The sequence below is a fragment of the Pseudomonas putida genome (genome assembly GCA_041879295.1).
Taxonomy (GTDB): domain Bacteria; phylum Pseudomonadota; class Gammaproteobacteria; order Pseudomonadales; family Pseudomonadaceae; genus Aquipseudomonas; species Aquipseudomonas putida_Y.
Genome location: CP047152.1, coordinates 4,877,841 through 4,900,298, shown reverse-complemented (window position 1 = coordinate 4,900,298; position 22,458 = coordinate 4,877,841). Strand labels below are relative to the sequence as shown.

Sequence of the window (22,458 nt, the reverse complement as noted above, 5' to 3'; positions counted from 1 at the left end):
ACTTACCAGATAGATCGGGGGTGCGCTACCCCGCCCGATCCTGCTAATTGACACTGGCCTGAGCGGTACGTTCGGTGGTGTGCAGAGGTAGAATCTCCAGTTTAGACCCAATTGAGAGAAGGTCATGGCCCAACCCTACAGTGCGCGCAGCCGCGCCATCGAACCTTTCCACGTCATGGCGCTGCTGGCCCGGGCCAACGAGCTGCAGGCGGCCGGGCACGACGTGATCCACCTGGAAATCGGCGAGCCGGACTTCACCACGGCCGCACCCATCGTCGCTGCCGGCCAGGCCGCGCTGGCCGCCGGGCACACTCGCTATACCGCCGCACGCGGTCTGCCGGCACTGCGTGAGGCAATTGCCGGCTTTTATGGGCAGCGCTATGGCCTGAATATCGACCCGCAGCGCATCCTTGTTACCCCGGGTGGCTCCGGCGCGCTGCTGCTGGCCAGCAGCCTGCTGGTGGACCCGGGCAAGCACTGGCTGCTGGCCGATCCGGGTTACCCGTGCAATCGCCACTTCCTGCGCCTGGTCGAGGGCGGGGCCCAATTGGTACCGGTGGGCCCGGACGTTAACTACCAACTGACTGCCGAACTGGTTGAGCGCTACTGGGACAAGGACACCGTCGGCGCTCTGGTCGCTTCGCCGGCTAACCCGACTGGAACCGTGCTGGGGCGCGAAGCGTTGGCCTGCCTGGCCAAATCCACCCATGAGCGGCATGGTCATCTGGTGGTGGACGAGATCTACCACGGCCTCACCTATGGCATGGACGCGCCAAGCGTGCTGGAAGTCGACGACTCGGCCTTTGTCCTGAATAGTTTTTCCAAGTATTTCGGCATGACCGGTTGGCGCCTTGGCTGGCTGGTGGCCCCGCCCGGTGCGGTGGCCGACCTGGAGAAACTGGCGCAGAACCTGTACATCAGCGCGCCGAGCATGGCCCAGCATGCCGCGCTGGCCTGTTTCCAGCCCGAGGCGCTGGCCATTTTCGAAGAGCGCCGCGCCGAGTTCGCCCGCCGTCGCGACTACCTGCTGCCTGCCCTGCGTGAACTGGGTTTCCGCATTGCCGTCGAGCCGCAAGGCGCGTTCTACCTATATGCCGATATCAGCGCTTTTGGCGGTGACGCATTCGCATTCTGCCGACATTTCCTGGAAACCGAGCACGTGGCGTTCACGCCGGGCCTGGACTTTGGTCGCCACCTGGCCGGGCACCATGTGCGCTTCGCTTATACCCAGAGCCTGCCGCGCCTGGAAGAAGCGGTGCAGCGTATTGCCCGTGGCCTGCGGAGCTGGCAAGGCTGATGCGTTTCTCTCCGTCACTCGAGCAGGGCTGCCTGCTGCGTCGCTACAAGCGCTTTCTGGCCGATATCGAACTGGCCAGCGGCGAGCAGATGACTATCCACTGCCCGAATACCGGCTCCATGCTCAACTGTATGCGTGAAGGTGGGCAGGTGTGGTTCAGCCGCTCCAACGACCCCAGGCGCAAGCTGCCAGGGACTTGGGAAATCAGCGAAACCCCCCAGGGGCGGTTGGCCTGCGTGAATACCGGGCGGGCCAATGCATTGGTCGAAGAGGCCCTGCGCGCCGGCACTATCACTGAACTGGCTGGTTTCACTGCACTCAAGCGCGAAGTGGCCTATGGCGAGGAAGGCAGCCGTATCGACTTTCGGCTGGAGTTCGAGGGTGCTCCGGCCTATGTCGAGGTCAAGAGTGTGACGCTGGGCTACCCCGACACTGCAGTTGCGGCCTTCCCTGATGCGGTGACTCAGCGCGGTGCGAAACACCTGCGCGAGCTGGCAACGCTGGCCCGGCAGGGCGTGCGGGCCGTGCAGCTGTATTGCGTGAACCTGACCGGTATCGACGCTGTGCGCCCGGCTGAGGAAATCGATATGGCCTACGCCCAGGCGCTGCGCGCTGCAGTAGCGGACGGGGTGGAGGTGCTGGCCTATGGCACCCGGCTGGACGCCGAGGGTATCGTCATCGATCGCCGCTTGCCGGTGTTGCTTACCCCTTGAACCAGATGCCCAGGCTGTCTTCGTGGCAGCCCAGGGGCTGCAGCTGCTCACCCTCGCAGGGGCCTGCCACGCATTCGCCGCTTTCTATCAGGAACAGCGCACCGTGATGGGCGCAGTGGATGAGGCTGGCGCTGTCATCCAGAAACGCGTCCTCTGCCCAGTTCAGCGGGATGTCCCGGTGCGGGCAGCGGTTGCGGTACAGGTACACCTGGCCTTGGCGGCGTACGCCGAACAATTCGAGGCCGTCTACGCTGAAGGCGCGGCTTTGGCCCTCGGCCAGGCCGAGGGATGTACAAAGGAAGTGCATGGCAAGGATGGCTCGTGGAACATATGTTGGCTTGACGCTTCAATGCGAATAATTATCAAATTGATCGCGTTCGCTGCGCCTGGCTGTCTATGGTGCGCAGTTCCGCCGCTCGCCACAAGGCGTGTAGCCGTCTTCAGAAGGAACCCGATGATGCGCTGTCCAACTGCTTTTCTCGCTTTGTGTGCAAGCCTTGTGCTCTCTACCCAAGCCTTGGCAGCCGAGCTGCCGCAACGCTGGGTTAGCGCGGGTGGCGCCTTGAGCGAGTGGATAACCGCATTGGGGGGTGAAGCGCGCCTGGTCGGTGTGGACACTACCAGCCAGCACCCGGCCTCGTTGAAATCGTTGCCCAGTGTGGGTTATCAGCGACAGCTGTCGGCCGAAGGCATTCTCAGCCTGCGCCCGGATGTGCTGGTGGGCACCGAGGAAATGGGCCCGCCACCGGTACTGGCGCAAATCCGCAAGGCCGGCGTGCGGGTTGAGTTGTTCTCCAGCAAAGCCGAGCTGCCGGCGGTAGATGAAAACCTCAGGCACCTGGGGAAGTTGCTCGGCGCAGAGCAGCAAGCGTCCACGCTTGCAGCGGACTACCGCCAGCGGCTCGATGCGTTGCATGCCAACGTCAAGCTGGCCCAGGCCGGGCAGCAGGCTCCTGGGGTGTTGCTGCTGGTCGGCCATGCCGGGGCCAAGCCGCTGATCGCCGGGCAAGGCACTGCCGGTGACTGGCTGCTGAGCCAGGCGGGTGGGCGTAACCTGGCCGCGCACCAAGGTTACAAGAACTTCTCCAACGAAGCCTTGGCGGCGCTTGACCCGGATGTGATCGTGTTTTCCGACCGGGCGCTGGCCGATGGGCAGGCGTTGCAGGCGCTGTTGAAAGAAAACCCCGCACTGGCGGCCTCGCGGGCCGTGCGTGAGAAACGCCTGGTCTCACTGGACCCGACGCTGTTGGTCGGCGGGCTTGGGCCTCGGCTACCGGCGACCTTGCAGTCGCTGGCAGCCACCTTCTACCCCCTTGCTCAGGCCAGCTTCGCGCAATGAAACAGCGGTTCCAGCCACGTACGTTGTTCATTAGCCTGAGCCTGTTGTGCCTGTTGGCGATCTGGCTGTCACTGGCGTTGGGGCCAGTCAGCCTGCCGATGTTTGATACGCTGCGCGCTGGCCTGCGTCTGCTGGGGCTGCCTGTTTCCGAAGATGGCCTGCAGCAGGCCGAGATGATCCTTGGCCAGATCCGCCTGCCGCGCACCCTGTTGGGCTTGGCGGTGGGCGCGGTGCTGGCTCTGTCCGGGGTGGCCATGCAGGGGCTGTTCCGCAACCCGCTGGCCGACCCCGGGCTGGTAGGTGTTGCCGCCGGTGCCGCAGTGGGGGCTGCGGTTGCCATTGTTGGCGGCGCCTGGCTTGGCGGCATGCCGGATGCTTTCGCGCCTTATCTGCTGTCGTTCTGCGCTTTTGTCGGCGGGCTTGGGGTAACTGCGCTGGTCTACCGCCTGGGGCGCCGCGATGGCCAGACCAACGTTGCCACGATGCTGCTGGCTGGCGTGGCCATGACCGCGCTGGGTGGCGCGGCCGTGGGGCTGTTCTCTTACCTGGCCGATGATGCCACCTTGCGCACGCTGACATTCTGGAACCTTGGCAGCCTCAATGGCGCCAGCTATGAGCGACTGTGGCCATTGTTGCTGGTGGCGACAGGGGTTGCGGTGTGGTTGCCGCGCCGGGCCAAGGCGCTGAATGCCCTGTTGTTGGGTGAGTCTGAGGCGCGTCACCTGGGCGTTGACGTGGAGCGGCTCAAGCGTGAGCTGGTGTTCTGCACGGCACTGGGGGTTGGGGCGGCAGTGGCTGCAGCCGGGTTGATCGGCTTCATCGGCCTGGTAGTGCCGCACCTGGTACGCCTGCTGGCCGGCCCCGATCACCGTGTGGTGCTGCCAGCCTCGCTGCTGGCCGGCGGTGTGCTGATGTTGTTCGCCGACCTTGCGGCGCGGCTGCTGTTGGCGCCTGCCGAGCTGCCGATTGGTATCGTCACGGCCTTCATTGGTGCGCCGTTCTTCCTGTTCCTGCTGATGCGAGGACGCGGCTGATGTTGCAAGTAGAGGGCCTGTATCTGCGCAGGGGTAGCAATGAGGTGCTGCACGACATTCACCTGCAGTTGCCTCCGGGGCAGGTAGTGGGTGTGCTCGGCCCCAACGGCGCCGGCAAGAGCAGCCTGCTGAGTGTGCTGTGTGGTGAACTGGCGCCTGACCGCGGGCGGGTGACGCTGCAGGGCCGCCCCCTGGCCGATTGGGCTGGGCAGGAACGGGCAAGGCGCCTGGCAGTGTTGCCACAGGTGTCCAGCCTGAGTTTCTCGTTTCGGGTCGAGGAAGTGGTCGGTATGGGGCGCATGCCTCATGGCACCGGGCAGCGGCGTGATGCGGAAATTGTCGAGGCGGCGTTGCAGGCGGCAGATGCCTGGCACCTGGTGGAGCGCAGTTACCTGGCGCTTTCCGGTGGCGAGCGGCAACGGGTGCACCTGGCCCGCGTGCTGGCGCAGCTATGGCCGGGCGAGGAGGGGGCCACGTTGCTGCTCGACGAACCGACCTCGATGCTCGACCCACTGCATCAGCACACCACCCTGGAAGCCGTACGTCGTTTCGCCGACTGCGGTGCTGCAGTGTTGGTGATCCTGCATGACCTGAACCTGGCGGCGCGTTACTGTGATCGCATCCTGTTGCTGGAGCAGGGGCGTTGCCACGCGTTTGCCACACCCGACGCGGTACTGACCCCGGCGGCACTGAAGGCGGTGTACGGTATCGACGTACTGGTGCAAGCGCACCCCGAGCGCGGGCATCCGCTGATCATCACCCGTTGATTCTCAAGCCATGCACGGCCTGTGTGGAAGCGGCCTTGTCTCGCGACAGATCCGCCCCCTCGGGGAAGGCCATTCAAATTGTGGATGACATGGAGTAACTGCCGATGCGACACCCGCTGCTGTCTGGTTTCTCGCTGTGCCTGGTACTGGCGCTGGGCGGTTGTCAGGCCAGCCTGCCGCCGTTGCCCGCCTGGCAGAGTAGCGAAGGTCGCACCCACGCCGAGCTGGGTAAGATTGTCGATCTGTCCAATGAGCAGGTCATAAGCCCCGAAAAGCTGGTGCATCGCCTGGCTGTCGCCCCCCGCGTGCTTGTCGGCGAGAAGCACGACAACCCTGACCATCACGCGCTGCAGCTATGGCTGCTGCGCGCTCTTCAAAGCCAGCGTACTCAGGGCAGCCTGTTGCTGGAAATGCTGCAGCCCGAACAGCAGTCACGGGTTGACAAGCTGATGGGGCAGCCTTTGCCGGAAGACTTGCCCAAGGCGCTGGCCTGGCAGGAGGGCTGGGATTGGCAGTTGTACGGGCCGATTGTCACCGAAGCCTTGCAGCATCGGGTGACGTTGCTGGCAGCCAACCTTTCGCCCGCCGAGATGCGTCAGGCCTATCGACAACCGGCTCCGGTGCAGGGCGAAAAGTCCAATGCACCCGCGGTAAAGGCTGCCTTGCTGGAACAGGTGCGCGCCGGGCATTGCGGGATGCTGCCGGAAAGCCAGTTACCGGCGATGTTGGCCGTTCAGCAGCAGCGCGACCGGCGCATGGCCGAGCGTTTGCAGGCGGCGCCGCAACCGGCACTGTTGTTTGCCGGGGCTTACCACGTGCGCAAGGACTTGGGCATACCCTTGCATCTGGCTGACCTAGAGGCATCGGGGGAGAGCAAGGTATTGCTGCTGGCTGAGGTAGGCGAGCGAATCGAGCCTGGCGAGGCTGATTATGTGTGGTACACGGCAGCGATGCCGGAGCAGGATTATTGTGCGCAGTTGCGGCGTTGATCCTTGAAAAGCACAGGCAAAAAAAGACCCGGCAAATTGCCGGGTCAATAACCGTGATTAGCCTGATGAGGAGATAATCTGAGAGTCCGAACCAAGGTCTCTTAGCTTATCCAACCAGTCTCGCGACCAGTTGCGATAATCATAACAATTCTCATTTAGCCGTCAATCCCTTTACCCTGATTATTTTGGTTTTTCTGCGTAGGTTTTTTCGCGTCCAATTGTTGGTTGAGTGCTTCCTTGCGTTCGAGCGGCAAATCGTTCCAGTGCATGTCCAGCAGGGCGCCTTCAATGGCATACAACAGCACCTTCGATGCACGGAACCCTCGTGTTTTCACGGCCTGGTACGCACCCACAGCGCCCAGGCGGCGCAAATCCGATGCACTGTGGATGCCGGCTGCATGCAGCCACTGCGCAGAAGTCTTGCCAAGGTTCTTCAGATGCTGCAATTCATCGTTCATCGAGCCTCCTTGCGATGGCTGAACGGGAATGGGGGATAAATCGCGAGCAGGGTCAGAGAGGAGTGTAGCGGGGGTTCGGGAATACGCGGCTTTTTGCCATCGGATGATGAGCGGCCTGTGCCTGCCCTTTTGCCGGCAGGCACAGGAAGATGATGAACTTACAGGCCAGGCAATCGCTGGCGAATCTGCTCGATCACCTGGTCCATGCTGCCGGCAGTTTGGGTATCGACGCGTGTGCTGTGCACCAGCTCCTGCGCATCCAGCGCCTCACGGCCTGCCTGCTGGGCCTTGATCACCTTTAGCGTGGCATCCGACGGGTCGCTGTTTTCGGCCTGGCGCTGCTCCAGCCAACTGGCGATGACCGCCTCTGGCGCGTGGCAGTCAAGGATGAGGAACGGCACTCCGGTCTGGCTGGCAACGTCTGCCGCAGCCTGGCGCTGCTCATGCTTGAGGTAGGTGGCGTCCAGCACCACCGGGAAGCCGGCGCGCAGCACGGTCGCAGCTATCTCGTGCAGGCGCAGGTAGGTCGCAGCGCTGGCGTCCTGGTCATAGATGCCCGTGCTCAGTTGGCCGGCGTCGGCCTGTTGTTGTTCGCCGAACAGGCGCTTGCGCTCCACGTCCGAACGCACGCGCACAGCACCCAAGGCCTCGACCAGGCGCATGGCCACGTGACTTTTGCCCACCGCCGAAACGCCATGGGTGATGGCCAGCAGCCGCGACGGGATGGCACTGTAGCTTTCGGCCAGGTTGGCGTAATTGCGGTAGGTGCGCAGGGTGGTGGCACGTTGCACGCCATCAGCATCGGCCGGCATGCTGAACAGTGCGACCTTGGCCCGCACCAGCGCACGGTAGGCCTTGTAGAAGTTGAGCAGTTCCAGGCCTTCATAGTCCCCCGTCAGTTCCAGGTACTGGCTGATGAAGCGCCGGGCCAGGCATTTCAGGCCTCGGTCTTCCAGGTCCATGGCCAGGAAGGCGGTGTCGGCGTAGACGTCGGTCAGTCGGAAAGGCTCGTTGAACTCGATGCAATCGAAGATCACTACCTTGCCATCGATCAAGGTGGCGTTGCCCAGGTGGATGTCACCGTGGCACTCACGGATGAAGCCATTGGCCTTGCGCTTTTCCAGCAGGCCGTGCAGGCGCTCGAAGCTGCTGCGAGCCCAGGCCTGCAGGGCGTCGAGTTGCTGCAGATCGGCTTTGTCGCTGAGGAATGGGCGGATTTGCTCGAAGTTCTGCTCCACCGGGGCCATCACGCTGTCTGGCGTGCCCAGCGGGTGCTCCATCGGCACACGTGGGGCCTGCAGGTGAAACTCGGCAATCTGCCGGGCCATCTGGTCGATGTGCGTGGCGTTCAGCTCGCCATTGGCCTGCAGGGTGTTGAGCATCTGGCCCTGAGGGAACTGGCGCATCTTCAGCACGTACTCGATGGCTTCACCTTCGCCACCGATCTGCGGTGCGTCGACGCTACCGGTGATCGGCAGCACTTCCAGATACAGGCCTTCGGTCAGGCGCTGGTTCAGGCGCAACTCTTCGTTACAGAAATGCCGGCGCTGGTCCAGCCCGGTGAAGTCCAGGAAGCCGAAATTCATCGGTTTCTTGACCTTGTAGGCGTACTCGCCAGTGAGCAGGACCCAGGAGATATGCGTCTCGATGAGCTGAAACCCATCCACGGGGTGAGGGTACAGGGCAGGGTTCTGCAACGCAGTAATAAGAGCTTGGCTCACGGCAAATCCTTCCGGGGCAAGGGAATTCGAATGCGCCATTATGGTCAATGGTGCCGTCCCTGCCTACCGCCGGGCCGTCTGCCCAGCCTTTATAAAGTGCGTATAATCCGCCGCCATGACCCGAACCCGAAATTCCCGTACCCCTCAGAAACGCCCGACCGGCCGCTCCCGCGCCTGGCTGGGCTGGGCTTTGAAGCTCAGCCTGGTAGGCCTGGTGATAGTCGCCGGCTTCGCGGTTTACCTCGATGCCGTCGTCCAGGAAAAGTTCTCCGGCAAGCGCTGGACCATCCCGGCCAAAGTGTATGCCCGGCCGCTGGAGCTGTTCACCGGCCAGAAGTTGAGCAAGAGCGACTTCCTCACCGAGCTCGATGCCCTCGGCTACCGTCGCGAGAGCGCGGCTAACGGCCCCGGCGCTGCGTCCGTCAACGGCAATACCGTCGACCTCAATACCCGTGGCTTCCAGTTCTACGAGGGCATGGAGCCGGCGCAGTTCGTCCGCGTGCGCTTCTCTGGCGACTACGTTGCGGGCCTTTCCGGCGCCAACGGCAAGGCGCTTGACGTGGTGCGCCTGGAGCCGCTGATGATCGGCGGCATCTACCCGAAAAACCTTGAAGACCGCATCCTGATCAAGATCGATCAGGTCCCCAAGTATCTGCTCGAAACCCTGGTGGCCACGGAAGACCGCGACTTCTACAGCCACTACGGCGTGTCGCCCAAGTCCATCGCCCGGGCCATGTGGGTCAATACTTCGTCCGGTTCCATGCGCCAGGGTGGCAGTACCCTGACCCAGCAGTTGGTGAAGAACTTCTACCTCAGCAGCGAGCGCAGCCTCAGCCGCAAGCTGACCGAGGCGATGATGGCGATACTGCTCGAACTGCATTACGACAAGCGCGAAATCCTTGAGGCCTACCTCAATGAGGTGTTCGTCGGTCAAGACGGTCAACGCGCCGTGCACGGCTTTGGCCTGGCTAGCCAGTTTTTCTTCAGCCAGCCGTTGTCCGAGCTGAAACTGCATCAGATCGCCCTGCTGGTGGGCATGGTCAAAGGGCCGTCCTATTACAACCCGCGGCGTCACCCCGAGCGCGCCCTGGCGCGCCGCAACCTGGTGCTCGACCTGGTGGCCGAGCAGGGCGTGGCCAGCCAGGCAGAAGTCGATGCGGCGAAGAAAATGCCGCTGGGCGTAACCAAGCGTGGCAGCCTGGCCGACAGCTCGTTCCCGGCCTTCCTTGACCTGGTCAAGCGACAGCTACGTCAGGACTACCGCGACGAAGACTTGACCGAAGAAGGCCTGCGCATCTTTACCAGCTTCGACCCGATCCTTCAGATGAAGGCCGAAACCTCGATGAGAGAGACCTTCAAGCGCCTGTCGGGCCGCAAGGGGGCTGACGAGGTGGAAGCGGCAATGGTCGTGACCAACCCTGAGACCGGTGAAGTACAGGCGCTGATCGGTAGCCGCCAGGCAGGCTTCGCCGGCTTCAACCGGGCCATCGATGCCGTGCGGCCGATCGGCTCGCTGGTCAAGCCGTCGGTATACCTGACTGCGCTGGAGCAGCCGAGCAAATACACCCTGACCAGTTGGGTGCAGGATGAGCCATTTTCGGTCAAGGGGGCTGACGGCCAAGTCTGGCGCCCGCAAAACTATGACCGTCGCCCGCACGGCACTATCTACCTGTACCAGGGGCTGGCCAACTCGTACAACCTGTCGACCGCCAAGCTCGGCCTGGAAGTGGGCGTGCCGAACGTGATCAAGACCATTGGTCGGTTGGGGGTAAATGTTGACTGGCCAGCGTTCCCGGCCATGTTGCTGGGCGCTGGTGGCATGTCACCGATGCAGGTGGCAACCATGTATCAGACCATCGCCAACGGTGGCTTCAACACGCCGATGCGCGGTATCCGCAGCGTGCTCACCGCCGAGGGCGAGCCGCTCAAGCGCTACCCGTTCCAGATCCAGCAAACCTTCGACCCGGGTGCCATCTACCTGGTGCAGAACGCCATGCAGCGCGTAATGCGCGAAGGTACCGGGCGCTCGGTGTACAACACCTTGCCACGCTCGCTGACCTTGGCGGGCAAGACCGGTACCAGTAACGACTCGCGTGACAGCTGGTTCTCCGGCTTCAGTCAGGATCTGCTGGCCGTGGTGTGGATGGGCCGTGACGATAACGGCAAGACACCGTTTACCGGCGCCACCGGAGCCCTGCAGGTGTGGACCAGTTTCATGAAGAAGGCCGACCCGCTGCCACTGGATATGCCGCAACCGGACAACGTGGTGCAGGCCTGGATCGACCCGTACACTGGCCATGGGTCTGATGCCAGCTGTCCGGGAGCGGTGCAGATGCCGTATATTCGCGGGAGTGAGCCGCCGGCCGGCGCAACCTGTGGCGGCGAGCAGGATCCAGTCGAATCGGTAATGGACTGGGTCAAGGGCTGGATGAATTAAGCACAGGCTGCATTGATGAGGTGTGACGTGAACAAGTGGCTGTTTCCTGCCGTGACGGCGTTGGCTGTGCTCCAGGGGTGCTCCAGCGTCCCGCGTGGCAATATTCCGGTGGTCGATTCGAGCACCCGCGTGTCCAACAGCGAGCGCGTGACGGCCAACCGCTCGGCGGGTGGCTATAACACCGGCACCGCCCAGGCGCAGACGCTGCCGGAGGATTCCGGCGTCACCGTGATGATCCCGCAGGGCGCAGGTGCTTCGGGCATCCAGACGTTCCCGGCGAACAATGGCGCAGCGCCGATCACTCCAGGGCCCATCACTCCAGGCCCTGTCAGTTCGGCACCGATGACCACCAATCCCAACCCGATTGCCGATGAACCCTTCGACATTGCCGCGATGAATAACACCCCGCAAAGCGCCAGTGCGCCCACCGGTATTCCGCGCAGCGCTGCCGCCGGTGGTCTGTCGGCCGACGAGCAACTGGACGGCCCGGTGCTGGCGTTGCTGACCACTGCGCAGACGCAGCAGGGCAGTGGCGACTTCAACGGTGCCGCCTCGAGCCTGGAGCGTGCCCAGCGTATTGCTCCGCGTGAGCCGCAGGTGCTGTATCGCCTGGCCCAGGTGCGCCTCTCGCAAGGTGATGCAGCGCAGGCCGAGCAGTTGGCGCGTCGCGCTCTGACCTACGCCAACGGCCGCCCAAGCCTGCAGGCAGAGCTATGGAACACGATCGCCCAGGCGCGTGAAAAGCAGGGTGACAGCGCTGGCGCTGCGCTGGCCCGGCAAAAGGCGCGGGTCAATTCGTGATGATCGAGCAGCGCATTCTGGATATTGCCGACCACCTGCTATTGATCGAGCGTGAACTGCAGGTGCAAGGCTGGTGGGATGACGAGCCGCCAAGCGACGAGGCGCTGGCCAGTACGGTGCCGTTCGCCGTGGATACCCTCAATTTTGAGCAGTGGCTGCAATGGATCTTCCTGCCCCGCATGAAAATCATCATCGAACTGGGCCACCCGTTGCCCAATGCATCGAGCATCCTTGTCATGGCCGAAACCGTGTTTACCGACCGGCCGGAGCAAAGTCGTGAGCTACGGCGCCTGTTGGCAGCTTTTGATCAATTGATCGCTCCTTCCGCCTGATTTCTTCAGTTTTTCCTTCTAGGGCCGCAGATTGTGGCCCTTTTTATTGGAAATCTTCTTAATTCTGCTGCTGAAGCGATTTTTAGTGGTGGCAGGAATTCATCTTGGGGAAAAATTGGCAATAATTTTTCTTGACTTGTTGGCGCCGAATCACAAGAATCCAACTTCCGCTGTAGAGGGACTGCCAGAAGCAGACCCGCTAAGCAGATCATGAGGTGCACACCCGCGCCGACCTGTTACACCCCGCAACGCGTTACCTCGCGCTGGGTGGGAAACCCCCGCAACACTCTGGGGATCTCCCAATACTTGCTCAGTCAGTGCTGACGTTCGCTCATGCTCTGCTTGGCAGTAAACCTATTAAGACCCGTCCAGTGAGGGCGGTATTCTGGCGTTTTAGAGGTGAACAACGTGGAGCTTTTATCTGGCGCTGAGATGGTCGTCCGCTTCTTGCGTGACGAAGGCGTTAAGCACATCTACGGGTACCCTGGTGGTGCTCTCCTGCATGTTTACGACGCACTGTTCAAAGAACCGGAAGTGGAACACATCCTGGTTCGTCACGAGCAGGCGGCAACCCATATGGCGGACGGCTACGCTCGTGCCACCGGCAAGGCCGGTGTGGTACTGGTAACCTCCGGTCCTGGCGCGACCAATGCCATTACCGGCATTGCCACCGCCTACATGGACTCGATTCCGATGGTTATCCTGTCCGGCCAGGTGCCTAGCACCATGGTGGGCACCGATGCCTTCCAGGAAACCGACATGATCGGTATCTCGCGGCCGATCGTGAAGCACAGCTTCATGATCAAGAACCCGACCGAGATCCCTGAAATTCTGAAAAAAGCTTTTTACCTGGCGCAATCCGGTCGCCCAGGTCCAGTCGTGGTCGACATTCCAAAAGATATGACCAACCCGGCTGAAAAGTTTGAATACGTCTACCCGAAAAAGGTCAAACTGCGCTCCTACAGCCCGGCGGTCCGCGGTCACTCCGGGCAGATCCGCAAGGCTGCCGAGATGCTTCTGGCTGCCAAGCGCCCGGTTGTCTACTCCGGTGGCGGTGTGATCCTCGGCGGTGGCTCCGAAGCCCTGACTGAAATCGCCAAGTCGCTGAACCTGCCGGTCACCAATACCCTGATGGGGCTGGGTGGCTTCCCGGGTACCGACCGCCAGTTCCTCGGCATGCTTGGCATGCATGGCAGCTACACCGCCAACATGGCCATGCACAATGCCGACGTCATCTTTGCCGTCGGTGCGCGTTTCGACGACCGCGTTGTAAACGGCCCGGCCAAGTTCTGCCCGAATGCCAAGATCATCCACATCGACATCGACCCGGCGTCGATCTCGAAGATGATCAAGGCCGACGTGCCGATCGTCGGCCCGGTCGACAGCGTGCTCAGCGAAATGCTCGGCATCCTCAAGGAAATCGGCGAGCAGCCTGACAAGGCGGCGCTGGATGCCTGGTGGAAGCAGATTGACGAATGGCGTGGCAATGGCGAGTTGTTCCCTTACGACAAGGGCGATGGCAACGTCATCAAACCGCAAAAAGTCATCGAGACACTGTGCGAAGTGACCAATGGCGATGCCTTCGTCACTTCCGACGTAGGCCAGCACCAGATGTTTGCCGCGCAGTACTACCGCTTCAACAAGCCAAACCGCTGGATCAACTCCGGTGGCCTGGGCACCATGGGCTTCGGCTTCCCGGCGGCGATGGGCATCAAGCTCAACTTCCCGGATCAGGACGTGGCCTGTGTGACCGGCGAAGGCAGTATCCAGATGAACATCCAGGAGCTGTCCACCTGCATGCAATACGGCCTGCCGGTGAAGATCGTCAACCTGAACAACGGTGTGTTGGGCATGGTCCGCCAATGGCAGGACATGGCCTACAACGGTCGCCATTCGCACTCATACGTCGAGTCGCTGCCTGACTTCATCAAGCTGGCCGAGGCCTATGGCCATGTGGGTATCCGCATTACCAGCCTGAAAGACCTCAAGCCGAAGCTGGAAGAAGCGTTTGCGATGAAGGACCGTCTGGTGTTCATCGACATCGCGGTTGACCGCAGTGAGCACGTCTATCCGATGCAGATCAAGGATGGCTCGATGCGTGACATGTGGCTGAGCAAGACGGAGCGTACCTGATATGCGGCACATCATTTCCCTGCTGCTGGAAAACGAACCAGGTGCGTTGTCCCGTGTGGTCGGCCTGTTCTCCCAGCGCAACTACAACATTGAAAGCCTGACTGTAGCGCCGACCGAAGACCCGACCCTGTCGCGTCTGACGCTGACCACCGTTGGCCATGACGAAGTGATCGAACAGATCACCAAGAACCTGAACAAGCTGGTCGAAGTGGTCAAGCTTGTCGACCTGTCGGAAAGCGCTCACATCGAGCGTGAACTGATGCTGGTCAAGGTCAAGGCCACCGGTGCCCAGCGCGCCGAGATCAAGCGCACCACGGATATCTTCCGCGGCCAGATCGTCGACGTGACCGCCAGCGTGTACACCGTGCAGCTGAGCGGTACCAGCGACAAACTGGACAGCTTCATCCAGGCGATCGGCACTGCATCGATTCTGGAAACCGTGCGCAGCGGCGTTACCGGCATTGCCCGTGGCGACAAAGTGCTCAGCATCTAAATTTAAAAATTAGCGATGGCTCCGCAGGGGCCGAGATATAACCAGGGGTATTTTCATGAAAGTTTTCTACGATAAAGACTGCGACCTTTCCATCATCCAGGGTAAGAAAGTCGCCATCATCGGTTACGGCTCCCAGGGCCACGCTCAGGCGTGCAACCTGAAAGATTCCGGTGTAGACGTTACCGTCGGTCTGCGTAAAGGTTCGGCTACCGTTGCCAAGGCTGAAGCTCACGGCCTGAAAGTTGCTGATGTTGCTACCGCTGTCGCTGCGGCTGACCTGGTCATGATCCTGACCCCGGACGAATTCCAGGGCACTCTGTACAAGAACGAAATCGAGCCGAACATCAAGAAGGGCGCTACCCTGGCCTTCTCGCACGGTTTCTCGATCCACTACAACCAGGTTGTTCCGCGTGCCGACCTCGACGTGATCATGATCGCGCCGAAAGCCCCGGGCCACACCGTTCGTTCCGAGTTCGTCAAAGGCGGCGGCATCCCTGACCTGATCGCTATCTACCAGGACGCTTCCGGCAACGCCAAGAATGTCGCGCTGTCCTACGCTTCGGGCGTGGGTGGTGGCCGCACCGGCATCATCGAAACCACCTTCAAGGACGAAACCGAAACCGACCTGTTCGGTGAGCAGGCTGTTCTGTGTGGCGGTACTGTCGAACTGGTCAAAGCCGGTTTCGAAACCCTGGTCGAAGCTGGCTACGCGCCGGAAATGGCCTACTTCGAGTGCCTGCACGAGCTGAAGTTGATCGTAGACCTCATGTACGAAGGCGGCATCGCCAACATGAACTACTCGATCTCCAACAACGCCGAATACGGTGAGTACGTGACTGGTCCGGAAGTCATCAACGAAGAATCCCGCAAGGCCATGCGCAATGCTCTGAAGCGCATCCAGGACGGCGAGTACGCGAAGATGTTCATCTCCGAAGGTGCTACCAACTACCCATCGATGACCGCCAAGCGTCGCAACAACGCCGCTCACGGCATCGAAATCATCGGTGAGCAGCTGCGCTCGATGATGCCGTGGATCTCGGCTAACAAAATCGTCGACAAGACCAAGAACTAAGTCTTATCGAAAGATGAAAAACGCGGCTTTGGCCGCGTTTTTTCGTTCTGGCATCCCGCTTCTGGTATAAAGCAGACCAGTGGCTCGCTGTCAGAACCTGTTTCGCGGGCCCGTGTCGAACATTTTCCATCCTGTTGCAAGGTACCCTCCATGAGCGAACGTCCCGAAGAGCCGAACAAGCCCTCCGACGCCGAAAGCCTGCTACCTGTCGATGAGCACGTTGAAGAAGGGCATGACGCCGAAGGCCGTAAGGTGCGCCACCGCGGCATCTACCTGCTGCCCAACCTGTTTACCACCGCCAACCTGTTTGCCGGTTTCTATTCCATCATCAGCTCGATGAGCGCACAGAGCGCCCTGAGTGCCGGCGACCCGCGCGAGGCGAGCAAGTACTTCGCTTTTGCCGCTATCGCCATTTTCGTGGCCATGGTGCTCGACGGTCTGGACGGCCGCGTTGCGCGCATGACCAACACCCAGAGTGCCTTCGGTGCCGAGTATGACTCGCTATCGGATATGGTCGCCTTCGGCGTGGCCCCGGCTTTGCTGGCCTTCGGCTGGGCGCTGGGTGACATGGGCAAGGTCGGCTGGATGGTTGCATTCATCTATGTGGCCGGTGCCGCGTTGCGCCTGGCGCGTTTCAATACCCAGGTCGGTACCGCCGACAAGCGCTACTTCATCGGTCTGGCCAGCCCGGCTGCCGCCGGTGTGGTGGCGGGCACCGTATGGGCGTTCAGCGACTATGGCATTCAGGGCTCCAAGCTGTCGTTCCTGGTGGCGCTGTTGGTGGCTGCTGCTGGCATGCTGATGGTCAGCAACATCAAGTACAACAGCTTCAAGGAGCTGGACCTCAAGGGGCGCGTGCCGTTCGTGGCGATCCTGGCGGTGGTGCTGGTGTTTGCCGTCGTGTTCAGCGACCCTCCGCGTATCCTTCTGTTGATCTTCCTTGCCTATGCAGCATCGGGGCCGATCCAGTTCCTGCTGAAGGCACGCCGTCGCAAAGTGTGAAAATCACTTAACGCTGGAATAACCTCACGGCTCCATAGTCTTACTGGTACATCCGTTACTCAGTGCTATGGAGCCGTTCATGCTTATCAAGCTTCCCAGGTCTTCCGAGTGCAAGGCGTCGGAGATCACCCCCGAAGGCATTTACCTTTCCCGTCGTACCCTGCTGGGCGGCTCATTGGCTGGCTTGGCGCTAGGCGCATTACCGGGCGGGGTGGGCGCGGCGCAAGTGTCCCGTTATGCTGATGTGCAGGCTGGGGTCGCACCAGCCTGGTTCACTGAAAAGCTCGCGGCCACGCACTGGCAAGCGGTGACGGTGAAGGACGAGGCGATCACGCCATTCAAGGATGCCACTCACTACAACAACTTCTACGAGTTCGGGCCCGACAAGGGCGACCCGGCGGCCAATGCCGACAGCCTGAAGACCGAACCGTGGTCTGTTGTGGTGGATGGTGAGGTTGGCAAACCCGGACGCTATGCACTGGAGGACTTCGTCAAACCCTATCAGCTTGAGGAGCGGATCTATCGGCTGCGCTGTGTTGAGGCGTGGTCGATGGTCATTCCGTGGCTGGGGTTCCCTTTGGCTCAGGTGCTCAAGCAGGTCGAGCCTACTTCCAAGGCGCGTTATGTGCGTTTCGAAACGCTGAACGATCCGCAGCATATGCCCGGGCAGCGCTCAGGATTCGCCTTGATCGACTGGCCTTATAGAGAAGGGTTGCGCCTGGATGAGGCGATGCACCCGTTGGCAATTCTCGCGGTGGGTATGTACGGCCGGGAGCTGCCCAACCAGAACGGCGCGCCGTTGCGTCTGGTGGTGCCTTGGAAGTATGGCTTCAAGAGCATCAAGTCGATTGTGCGCATCAGCCTGGTAGCGGAGCAGCCCGGTACTACCTGGGAAGGGCTGGCGCCGGATGAATATGGCTTCTATGCCAATGTGAACCCTACAGTCGACCACCCGCGCTGGAGTCAGGCGCGCGAACGTCGCTTGCCCAGCGGACTGTTCAGTCCCAACGTGCGGGAGACCCAGATGTTCAATGGCTATGCTGATGAAGTGGCGTCGCTCTATGCCGGGCTCGATCTGCGGAAGAACTACTGATGCGTTACCCCTGGTTTCGTTTGGCCATCTTCGTCGTAGGCTGCCTGTTTCCGATGTGGTGGCTATATGAAGCAGCGATGAACCTGCTGGGGCCTGACCCCGGGAAGATCATGATGGACCGCCTTGGGCTCGGGGCGCTTACCTTCTTGCTGGTGACCTTGAGCATGACCCCTCTGCAGAAGTTGACGGGCTGGTCTGGCTGGATCGTGGTTCGCCGGCAGCTGGGGTTGTGGGTGTTCGCTTATATAGTGCTGCACATACTGGCTTACCTGTTTTTCATTCTTGGGCTGGATTGGGGGCAGTTGGCGGTGGAACTCAGCAAGCGGCCCTACATTATTGTGGGGGCGCTGGGCTTCCTGGGTTTGCTGGCGTTGGCGGTTACCTCTAACCGGTACAGCCAACGGCGGCTGGGGGCGCGGTGGAAGAAGCTGCATAGGTTGGTGTATGCGGTGCTTGGGTTGGGCTTGCTGCATTTCCTCTGGATCGTGCGTTCCGACCTTCGGGAATGGTCGATCTATGCGTTTATTGGGGCTGTGTTGATGGTGTTGCGGATACCTGCTGTTGCGCGGGCTCTTCCCAGGGTTGCCAGGAGGCAGGGTAGGGCGGTTTGAGAGGGGGTGGGGCTGCCACGGGCCTGTCTTGAGATAGCAATGGCTGTGGAGGGGGCCCGCCTTTGTTTCTCTGGTGTCTGTGAGATCGAGCGCCGCCCGCGCGGCGCATCGCGAGCTGCGCTCGCTCCTACGTTTGTTTCGGGCCAGTCACGCCTGTGATAGACGCGCGCGACCGCCTTGTTTGTACGACGCGATATCGCGCCATGCGCCAAGGCGCTCGCGCGCAAATCCCCCAGAAATAATTGGCCCGAAACAAACGTAGGAGCGAGCGCAGCTGATCGTGTCCCGGGAAGTGGTGTAACTCATCATGGTTCTGGCCGCTGAGTTCGCCGTTTAGTTGATCACGGCCGACAGCTTGGCCTGTGGATTATCGCTGACTGCCTCAAAGGCCTCCAACTGCATGTAACGCCGTTGCAGGCACCACTCGTCGTTCTGCTCCAGCAGCATCGCGCCTACCAGCCGTGTGATTGCAGGATCGTTGGGAAAGATGCCTACGACGTCGGTGCGGCGTTTGATCTCCGCGTTAAGCCGCTCCAGTGGATTGGTGCTGTGTAATTGCTGTCGGTGCGCTTTTGGAAACGCCATGTGAGCCAGCACTTCATCCTCGCAGCCGTCCATGAGTGTCGCGATCTTGGGGTATTTTTCGCGTAGCTGATCAGCGACCAAACGCCATTGCTGATGGCATTCGGCACGGCTGTCCTGGGCGAAGACTGTGCGCAGTAGGGCCGCCACCATGGTGCGCTGACCTTTGCCGACGTGGGCCATGGCATTACGCATGAAATGCACACGGCAGCGCTGCCAGGTCGCGTTGAAGACCTTGGAAACAGCCGCCTTGAGCCCTTCGTGGGCGTCGGAGATGACCAGTTTCACGCCCCGCAAGCCACGTCGCGTGAGGCTGCGCAGGAAGTCTGTCCAGAACGGCTCAGCCTCTGACGGCCCAACCCGCATGCCCAGGACTTCGCGGCCACCGTCGGTGTTCACGGCCACGGCGATTATTACGGCGACCGAGACGATGCGTCCGGCCTCCCGCACTTTGACGTAGGTGGCATCGATCCAGAGATAGGGCCAGTCGCCCTCAAGCGGGCGGTCAAGGAAGGCGTGAACGCGCTCATCGATCTCACCAGCTAGCCGTGAGACCTGGCTTTTGGAGATGCCGGTCATGCCCATGGCTTTGACCAGCTCGTCCACTGAGCGTGTTGAAACGCCTTGGATGTAGGCCTCCTGGATGACTGCCGCCATGGCTTTCTCAGCGGTGCGTCGAGGTTCAAGGAAACCAGGGAAATAGCTGCCTTGGCGCAGCTTGGGAATCTTAAGGTCGACGTCGCCTGCGCGGGTTTGCCAAAGACGATCGCGGTAGCCATTACGGCTATTTGTCCGGTCTGGGCTTTTGACATCGAAGCCCGCGCCGCACAGGCCTTCGACGTCGAACTCCATCATGCGCTGGGCAACGAACTGGATCATTTGCTTGAGCAGATCAGCGTCTGCCCCTTTCTCAACCAACTCGGTCAATGCGATAGTGGGCTTGGTCATCGTGGTTTCTCTGGTGAGTGTTTGGTCTTCGCAAACTCAACGTTAGCCAAGAACCACGATGACCATCCTCTTTCGCCCGCAGGGCGCCTTCGGCTGGTTCAGTTACACCACTTCCCGGGACACGATCGCGCAGCTCGCGATGCGCTTGTTTGTACGACGCGATATCGCGCCATGCGCCAAGGCGTTCGCGCGCAAATCCCACAGGCATAATTGGCCCGAAACAAACGTAGGAGCGAGCGCAGCTCGCGATGCGCCGCGCGGGCGGCGCTCGATCTCACAGGCGCTGAATGTGTTGCGGCGAGCACCTGGTGGCCTTGATACGGTCTTCGCCTGGAGTATTTCAAATAAATGAAATTAAAGGTTGACGCGCTTTCGAATCCCCTTATAATGCGCCCCACTTCCAGCGACATCGGAACGAAAAACTCCTTGATATTCAACGAGTTAAGTAGTTAAGGCGAAAGCTGGAGGGGGTACGATCGAATGATCGAAAGCGGTTGAAAAGGTGGTTGACAGTGCTTCTAAGTGCTGTATGATTCGCCTCCCGCTACGAGAGATCGCAGCGAGCCAAGTGTTTGAAGCTAAACGAGTTTCTCGCAAAAAACTTCAAAATAAACGCTTGACAGGTTCTGAGGAAAGCGTAGAATGCGCGCCTCGGTTGAGACGAAAAGCTCTTAACCAAACGCTCTTTAACAAATCGAATCAAGCAATTCGTGTGGGTGCTTGTGAGTATGGACTGATAGTCAAAAAGATTATCAGCATCACAAGTGGCCATGCGAGAAATCACATAGTCATTTGAGATTGCTGAGCCAAGTTTAGGGTTTCTTAAAAACCCAAGCAGTATTGAACTGAAGAGTTTGATCATGGCTCAGATTGAACGCTGGCGGCAGGCCTAACACATGCAAGTCGAGCGGATGACGGGAGCTTGCTCCTTGATTCAGCGGCGGACGGGTGAGTAATGCCTAGGAATCTGCCTGGTAGTGGGGGACAACGTTTCGAAAGGAACGCTAATACCGCATACGTCCTACGGGAGAAAGCAGGGGACCTTCGGGCCTTGCGCTATCAGATGAGCCTAGGTCGGATTAGCTAGTTGGTGGGGTAATGGCTCACCAAGGCGACGATCCGTAACTGGTCTGAGAGGATGATCAGTCACACTGGAACTGAGACACGGTCCAGACTCCTACGGGAGGCAGCAGTGGGGAATATTGGACAATGGGCGAAAGCCTGATCCAGCCATGCCGCGTGTGTGAAGAAGGTCTTCGGATTGTAAAGCACTTTAAGTTGGGAGGAAGGGCAGTAAGTTAATACCTTGCTGTTTTGACGTTACCGACAGAATAAGCACCGGCTAACTCTGTGCCAGCAGCCGCGGTAATACAGAGGGTGCAAGCGTTAATCGGAATTACTGGGCGTAAAGCGCGCGTAGGTGGTTTGTTAAGTTGGATGTGAAAGCCCCGGGCTCAACCTGGGAACTGCATCCAAAACTGGCAAGCTAGAGTACGGTAGAGGGTGGTGGAATTTCCTGTGTAGCGGTGAAATGCGTAGATATAGGAAGGAACACCAGTGGCGAAGGCGACCACCTGGACTGATACTGACACTGAGGTGCGAAAGCGTGGGGAGCAAACAGGATTAGATACCCTGGTAGTCCACGCCGTAAACGATGTCAACTAGCCGTTGGAATCCTTGAGATTTTAGTGGCGCAGCTAACGCATTAAGTTGACCGCCTGGGGAGTACGGCCGCAAGGTTAAAACTCAAATGAATTGACGGGGGCCCGCACAAGCGGTGGAGCATGTGGTTTAATTCGAAGCAACGCGAAGAACCTTACCAGGCCTTGACATGCAGAGAACTTTCCAGAGATGGATTGGTGCCTTCGGGAACTCTGACACAGGTGCTGCATGGCTGTCGTCAGCTCGTGTCGTGAGATGTTGGGTTAAGTCCCGTAACGAGCGCAACCCTTGTCCTTAGTTACCAGCACGTAATGGTGGGCACTCTAAGGAGACTGCCGGTGACAAACCGGAGGAAGGTGGGGATGACGTCAAGTCATCATGGCCCTTACGGCCTGGGCTACACACGTGCTACAATGGTCGGTACAGAGGGTTGCCAAGCCGCGAGGTGGAGCTAATCTCACAAAACCGATCGTAGTCCGGATCGCAGTCTGCAACTCGACTGCGTGAAGTCGGAATCGCTAGTAATCGCGAATCAGAATGTCGCGGTGAATACGTTCCCGGGCCTTGTACACACCGCCCGTCACACCATGGGAGTGGGTTGCACCAGAAGTAGCTAGTCTAACCTTCGGGAGGACGGTTACCACGGTGTGATTCATGACTGGGGTGAAGTCGTAACAAGGTAGCCGTAGGGGAACCTGCGGCTGGATCACCTCCTTAATCGACGACATCAGCCTGCTGATGAGCTCCCACACGAATTGCTTGATTCATTGTATAAAGACGATCAAGACCCAAAGTTTTACCCTTAGGTCTGTAGCTCAGTTGGTTAGAGCGCACCCCTGATAAGGGTGAGGTCGGCAGTTCAAATCTGCCCAGACCTACCAATTTTGGTTGGAATGTTGAGCACCCCATGCCTCTGGATAAAGAGTGGTGAGGACGGCTCTTCTGCAGTTCAAATCTGCCCAGGCCTACCAATA

General features: G+C 60.3%; 20 protein-coding genes, 1 tRNA gene and 1 rRNA gene. 18 read left to right on the top strand and 4 right to left on the bottom strand.

Going from position 1 to position 22,458, the window contains the following annotated elements; all coding sequences use genetic code 11:
- The first annotated feature begins 124 nt into the window (after positions 1-124).
- Entirely contained in the window at positions 125-1,297 is a 1,173-nt protein-coding gene (locus GST84_22460) for a pyridoxal phosphate-dependent aminotransferase (GenBank protein ID XGB14952.1), read from the top strand.
- Positions 1,297-2,010, top strand: a complete 714-nt coding sequence (gene sfsA, locus GST84_22455) for a DNA/RNA nuclease SfsA (protein XGB14951.1) — start codon at positions 1,297-1,299, stop codon at positions 2,008-2,010. Before GST84_22460 ends, sfsA begins: the two co-directional genes overlap by 1 nt.
- Here sfsA and GST84_22450 read toward each other — a convergent pair.
- Positions 2,000-2,317: a Rieske 2Fe-2S domain-containing protein gene (locus GST84_22450; protein ID XGB14950.1), complete on the bottom strand. Its 318-nt coding sequence runs from the start codon at positions 2,315-2,317 to the stop codon at positions 2,000-2,002. The two genes, sfsA and GST84_22450, sit on opposite strands and share 11 nt — an antisense overlap.
- Positions 2,318-2,464: 147 nt before the next feature.
- Between GST84_22450 and GST84_22445 the strand changes: the two genes are divergently transcribed.
- The 4 genes from GST84_22445 to GST84_22430 all read left to right on the top strand — a co-directional run bounded on the left by GST84_22445 (position 2,465) and on the right by GST84_22430 (position 6,139).
- Positions 2,465-3,349 (top strand): ABC transporter substrate-binding protein, encoded by an 885-nt coding sequence (locus tag GST84_22445; protein XGB14949.1) that lies wholly within the window; start codon positions 2,465-2,467, stop codon positions 3,347-3,349.
- The gene (locus GST84_22440; GenBank protein ID XGB14948.1) at positions 3,346-4,383 is read left to right on the top strand and encodes an iron chelate uptake ABC transporter family permease subunit; all 1,038 of its coding nucleotides are present in this window, start codon (positions 3,346-3,348) and stop codon (positions 4,381-4,383) included. The genes GST84_22445 and GST84_22440 overlap by 4 nt, the downstream gene beginning before the upstream one ends.
- Positions 4,383-5,150 carry a heme ABC transporter ATP-binding protein gene (locus GST84_22435; GenBank protein XGB14947.1) on the top strand — a complete coding sequence of 256 codons (768 nt, stop codon included), beginning with the start codon at positions 4,383-4,385 and terminating at the stop codon, positions 5,148-5,150. The genes GST84_22440 and GST84_22435 overlap by 1 nt, the downstream gene beginning before the upstream one ends.
- A gap of 104 nt (positions 5,151-5,254) precedes the next feature.
- The gene (locus GST84_22430) at positions 5,255-6,139 is read left to right on the top strand and encodes an iron(III) ABC transporter (GenBank protein ID XGB14946.1); all 885 of its coding nucleotides are present in this window, start codon (positions 5,255-5,257) and stop codon (positions 6,137-6,139) included.
- A 155-nt stretch (positions 6,140-6,294) separates the two neighbouring features.
- Here GST84_22430 and GST84_22425 read toward each other — a convergent pair whose 3' ends face one another.
- Positions 6,295-6,597 (bottom strand): competence protein TfoX, encoded by a 303-nt coding sequence (locus tag GST84_22425; GenBank protein XGB14945.1) that lies wholly within the window; start codon positions 6,595-6,597, stop codon positions 6,295-6,297.
- Positions 6,598-6,755: 158 nt separating this feature from the next.
- Positions 6,756-8,318 carry an AAA family ATPase gene (locus tag GST84_22420; protein ID XGB14944.1) on the bottom strand — a complete coding sequence of 521 codons (1,563 nt, stop codon included), beginning with the start codon at positions 8,316-8,318 and terminating at the stop codon, positions 6,756-6,758.
- Between the two features lie 115 nt (positions 8,319-8,433).
- On the opposite strand from GST84_22420, the gene mrcB reads away from it, so the two are divergent.
- The 9 genes from mrcB (at position 8,434) to msrQ (ending at position 18,292) form a co-directional block, all read left to right on the top strand.
- On the top strand, positions 8,434-10,755 hold the full coding sequence (gene mrcB, locus GST84_22415) for a penicillin-binding protein 1B (GenBank protein XGB14943.1): 2,322 nt from the start codon (positions 8,434-8,436) through the stop codon (positions 10,753-10,755).
- A gap of 15 nt (positions 10,756-10,770) precedes the next feature.
- Positions 10,771-11,556, top strand: a complete 786-nt coding sequence (locus GST84_22410) for a hypothetical protein (GenBank protein XGB14942.1) — start codon at positions 10,771-10,773, stop codon at positions 11,554-11,556.
- Positions 11,556-11,888 carry a pseudouridine synthase gene (locus tag GST84_22405; GenBank protein XGB14941.1) on the top strand — a complete coding sequence of 111 codons (333 nt, stop codon included), beginning with the start codon at positions 11,556-11,558 and terminating at the stop codon, positions 11,886-11,888. The genes GST84_22410 and GST84_22405 overlap by 1 nt, the downstream gene beginning before the upstream one ends.
- Before the next feature lie 408 nt (positions 11,889-12,296).
- A complete protein-coding gene (locus tag GST84_22400; GenBank protein ID XGB14940.1) occupies positions 12,297-14,021 on the top strand; it encodes an acetolactate synthase 3 large subunit in 1,725 nt (574 codons plus the stop codon).
- A gap of 1 nt (position 14,022) precedes the next feature.
- Entirely contained in the window at positions 14,023-14,514 is a 492-nt protein-coding gene (gene ilvN / locus GST84_22395; protein ID XGB14939.1) for an acetolactate synthase small subunit, read from the top strand.
- A 55-nt stretch (positions 14,515-14,569) separates the two neighbouring features.
- Entirely contained in the window at positions 14,570-15,586 is a 1,017-nt protein-coding gene (ilvC, locus tag GST84_22390) for a ketol-acid reductoisomerase (GenBank protein ID XGB14938.1), read from the top strand.
- 150 nt (positions 15,587-15,736) lie between these two features.
- On the top strand, positions 15,737-16,588 hold the full coding sequence (pssA, locus tag GST84_22385; GenBank protein XGB14937.1) for a CDP-diacylglycerol--serine O-phosphatidyltransferase: 852 nt from the start codon (positions 15,737-15,739) through the stop codon (positions 16,586-16,588).
- Positions 16,589-16,667: 79 nt separating this feature from the next.
- A complete protein-coding gene (gene msrP, locus GST84_22380) occupies positions 16,668-17,681 on the top strand; it encodes a protein-methionine-sulfoxide reductase catalytic subunit MsrP (GenBank protein XGB14936.1) in 1,014 nt (337 codons plus the stop codon).
- A complete protein-coding gene (gene msrQ, locus GST84_22375; GenBank protein ID XGB14935.1) occupies positions 17,681-18,292 on the top strand; it encodes a protein-methionine-sulfoxide reductase heme-binding subunit MsrQ in 612 nt (203 codons plus the stop codon). Before msrP ends, msrQ begins: the two co-directional genes overlap by 1 nt.
- A gap of 333 nt (positions 18,293-18,625) precedes the next feature.
- Here the strand turns inward: msrQ and GST84_22370 are convergent, their stop codons facing one another.
- Positions 18,626-19,822, bottom strand: coding sequence for an IS256 family transposase (locus GST84_22370; protein XGB14934.1), 1,197 nt, complete (start codon positions 19,820-19,822; stop codon positions 18,626-18,628).
- A gap of 58 nt (positions 19,823-19,880) precedes the next feature.
- On the opposite strand from GST84_22370, the gene GST84_22365 reads away from it, so the two are divergent.
- The 3 genes from GST84_22365 (at position 19,881) to GST84_22355 (ending at position 22,365) form a co-directional block, all read left to right on the top strand.
- Positions 19,881-20,174: a hypothetical protein gene (locus GST84_22365; protein XGB14933.1), complete on the top strand. Its 294-nt coding sequence runs from the start codon at positions 19,881-19,883 to the stop codon at positions 20,172-20,174.
- 490 nt (positions 20,175-20,664) lie between these two features.
- Positions 20,665-22,202: ribosomal RNA gene (locus GST84_22360) — 16S ribosomal RNA — on the top strand.
- Between the two features lie 86 nt (positions 22,203-22,288).
- Positions 22,289-22,365: transfer RNA gene (locus GST84_22355), tRNA-Ile, on the top strand.
- Positions 22,366-22,458: the final 93 nt, after the last annotated feature.

Excerpts from the sequence above, each read along its gene's own strand:
- mrcB (XGB14943.1), top strand. The coding sequence starts at position 8,434 with ATGACCCGAACCCGAAATTCCCGTACCCCTCAGAAACGCCCGACCGGC.
- msrP (XGB14936.1), top strand. The coding sequence starts at position 16,668 with ATGCTTATCAAGCTTCCCAGGTCTTCCGAGTGCAAGGCGTCGGAGATC.
- GST84_22370 (XGB14934.1), bottom strand. The coding sequence starts at position 19,822 with ATGACCAAGCCCACTATCGCATTGACCGAGTTGGTTGAGAAAGGGGCA.
- msrQ (XGB14935.1), top strand. The coding sequence starts at position 17,681 with ATGCGTTACCCCTGGTTTCGTTTGGCCATCTTCGTCGTAGGCTGCCTG.
- GST84_22445 (XGB14949.1), top strand. The coding sequence starts at position 2,465 with ATGATGCGCTGTCCAACTGCTTTTCTCGCTTTGTGTGCAAGCCTTGTG.
- GST84_22405 (XGB14941.1), top strand. The coding sequence starts at position 11,556 with ATGATCGAGCAGCGCATTCTGGATATTGCCGACCACCTGCTATTGATC.
- ilvC (XGB14938.1), top strand. The coding sequence starts at position 14,570 with ATGAAAGTTTTCTACGATAAAGACTGCGACCTTTCCATCATCCAGGGT.
- sfsA (XGB14951.1), top strand. The coding sequence starts at position 1,297 with ATGCGTTTCTCTCCGTCACTCGAGCAGGGCTGCCTGCTGCGTCGCTAC.
- ilvN (XGB14939.1), top strand. The coding sequence starts at position 14,023 with ATGCGGCACATCATTTCCCTGCTGCTGGAAAACGAACCAGGTGCGTTG.
- GST84_22365 (XGB14933.1), top strand. The coding sequence starts at position 19,881 with ATGACCATCCTCTTTCGCCCGCAGGGCGCCTTCGGCTGGTTCAGTTAC.
- GST84_22460 (XGB14952.1), top strand. The coding sequence starts at position 125 with ATGGCCCAACCCTACAGTGCGCGCAGCCGCGCCATCGAACCTTTCCAC.
- GST84_22425 (XGB14945.1), bottom strand. The coding sequence starts at position 6,597 with ATGAACGATGAATTGCAGCATCTGAAGAACCTTGGCAAGACTTCTGCG.
- GST84_22435 (XGB14947.1), top strand. The coding sequence starts at position 4,383 with ATGTTGCAAGTAGAGGGCCTGTATCTGCGCAGGGGTAGCAATGAGGTG.
- GST84_22450 (XGB14950.1), bottom strand. The coding sequence starts at position 2,317 with ATGCACTTCCTTTGTACATCCCTCGGCCTGGCCGAGGGCCAAAGCCGC.
- GST84_22410 (XGB14942.1), top strand. The coding sequence starts at position 10,771 with ATGAGGTGTGACGTGAACAAGTGGCTGTTTCCTGCCGTGACGGCGTTG.
- GST84_22430 (XGB14946.1), top strand. The coding sequence starts at position 5,255 with ATGCGACACCCGCTGCTGTCTGGTTTCTCGCTGTGCCTGGTACTGGCG.
- pssA (XGB14937.1), top strand. The coding sequence starts at position 15,737 with ATGAGCGAACGTCCCGAAGAGCCGAACAAGCCCTCCGACGCCGAAAGC.
- GST84_22440 (XGB14948.1), top strand. The coding sequence starts at position 3,346 with ATGAAACAGCGGTTCCAGCCACGTACGTTGTTCATTAGCCTGAGCCTG.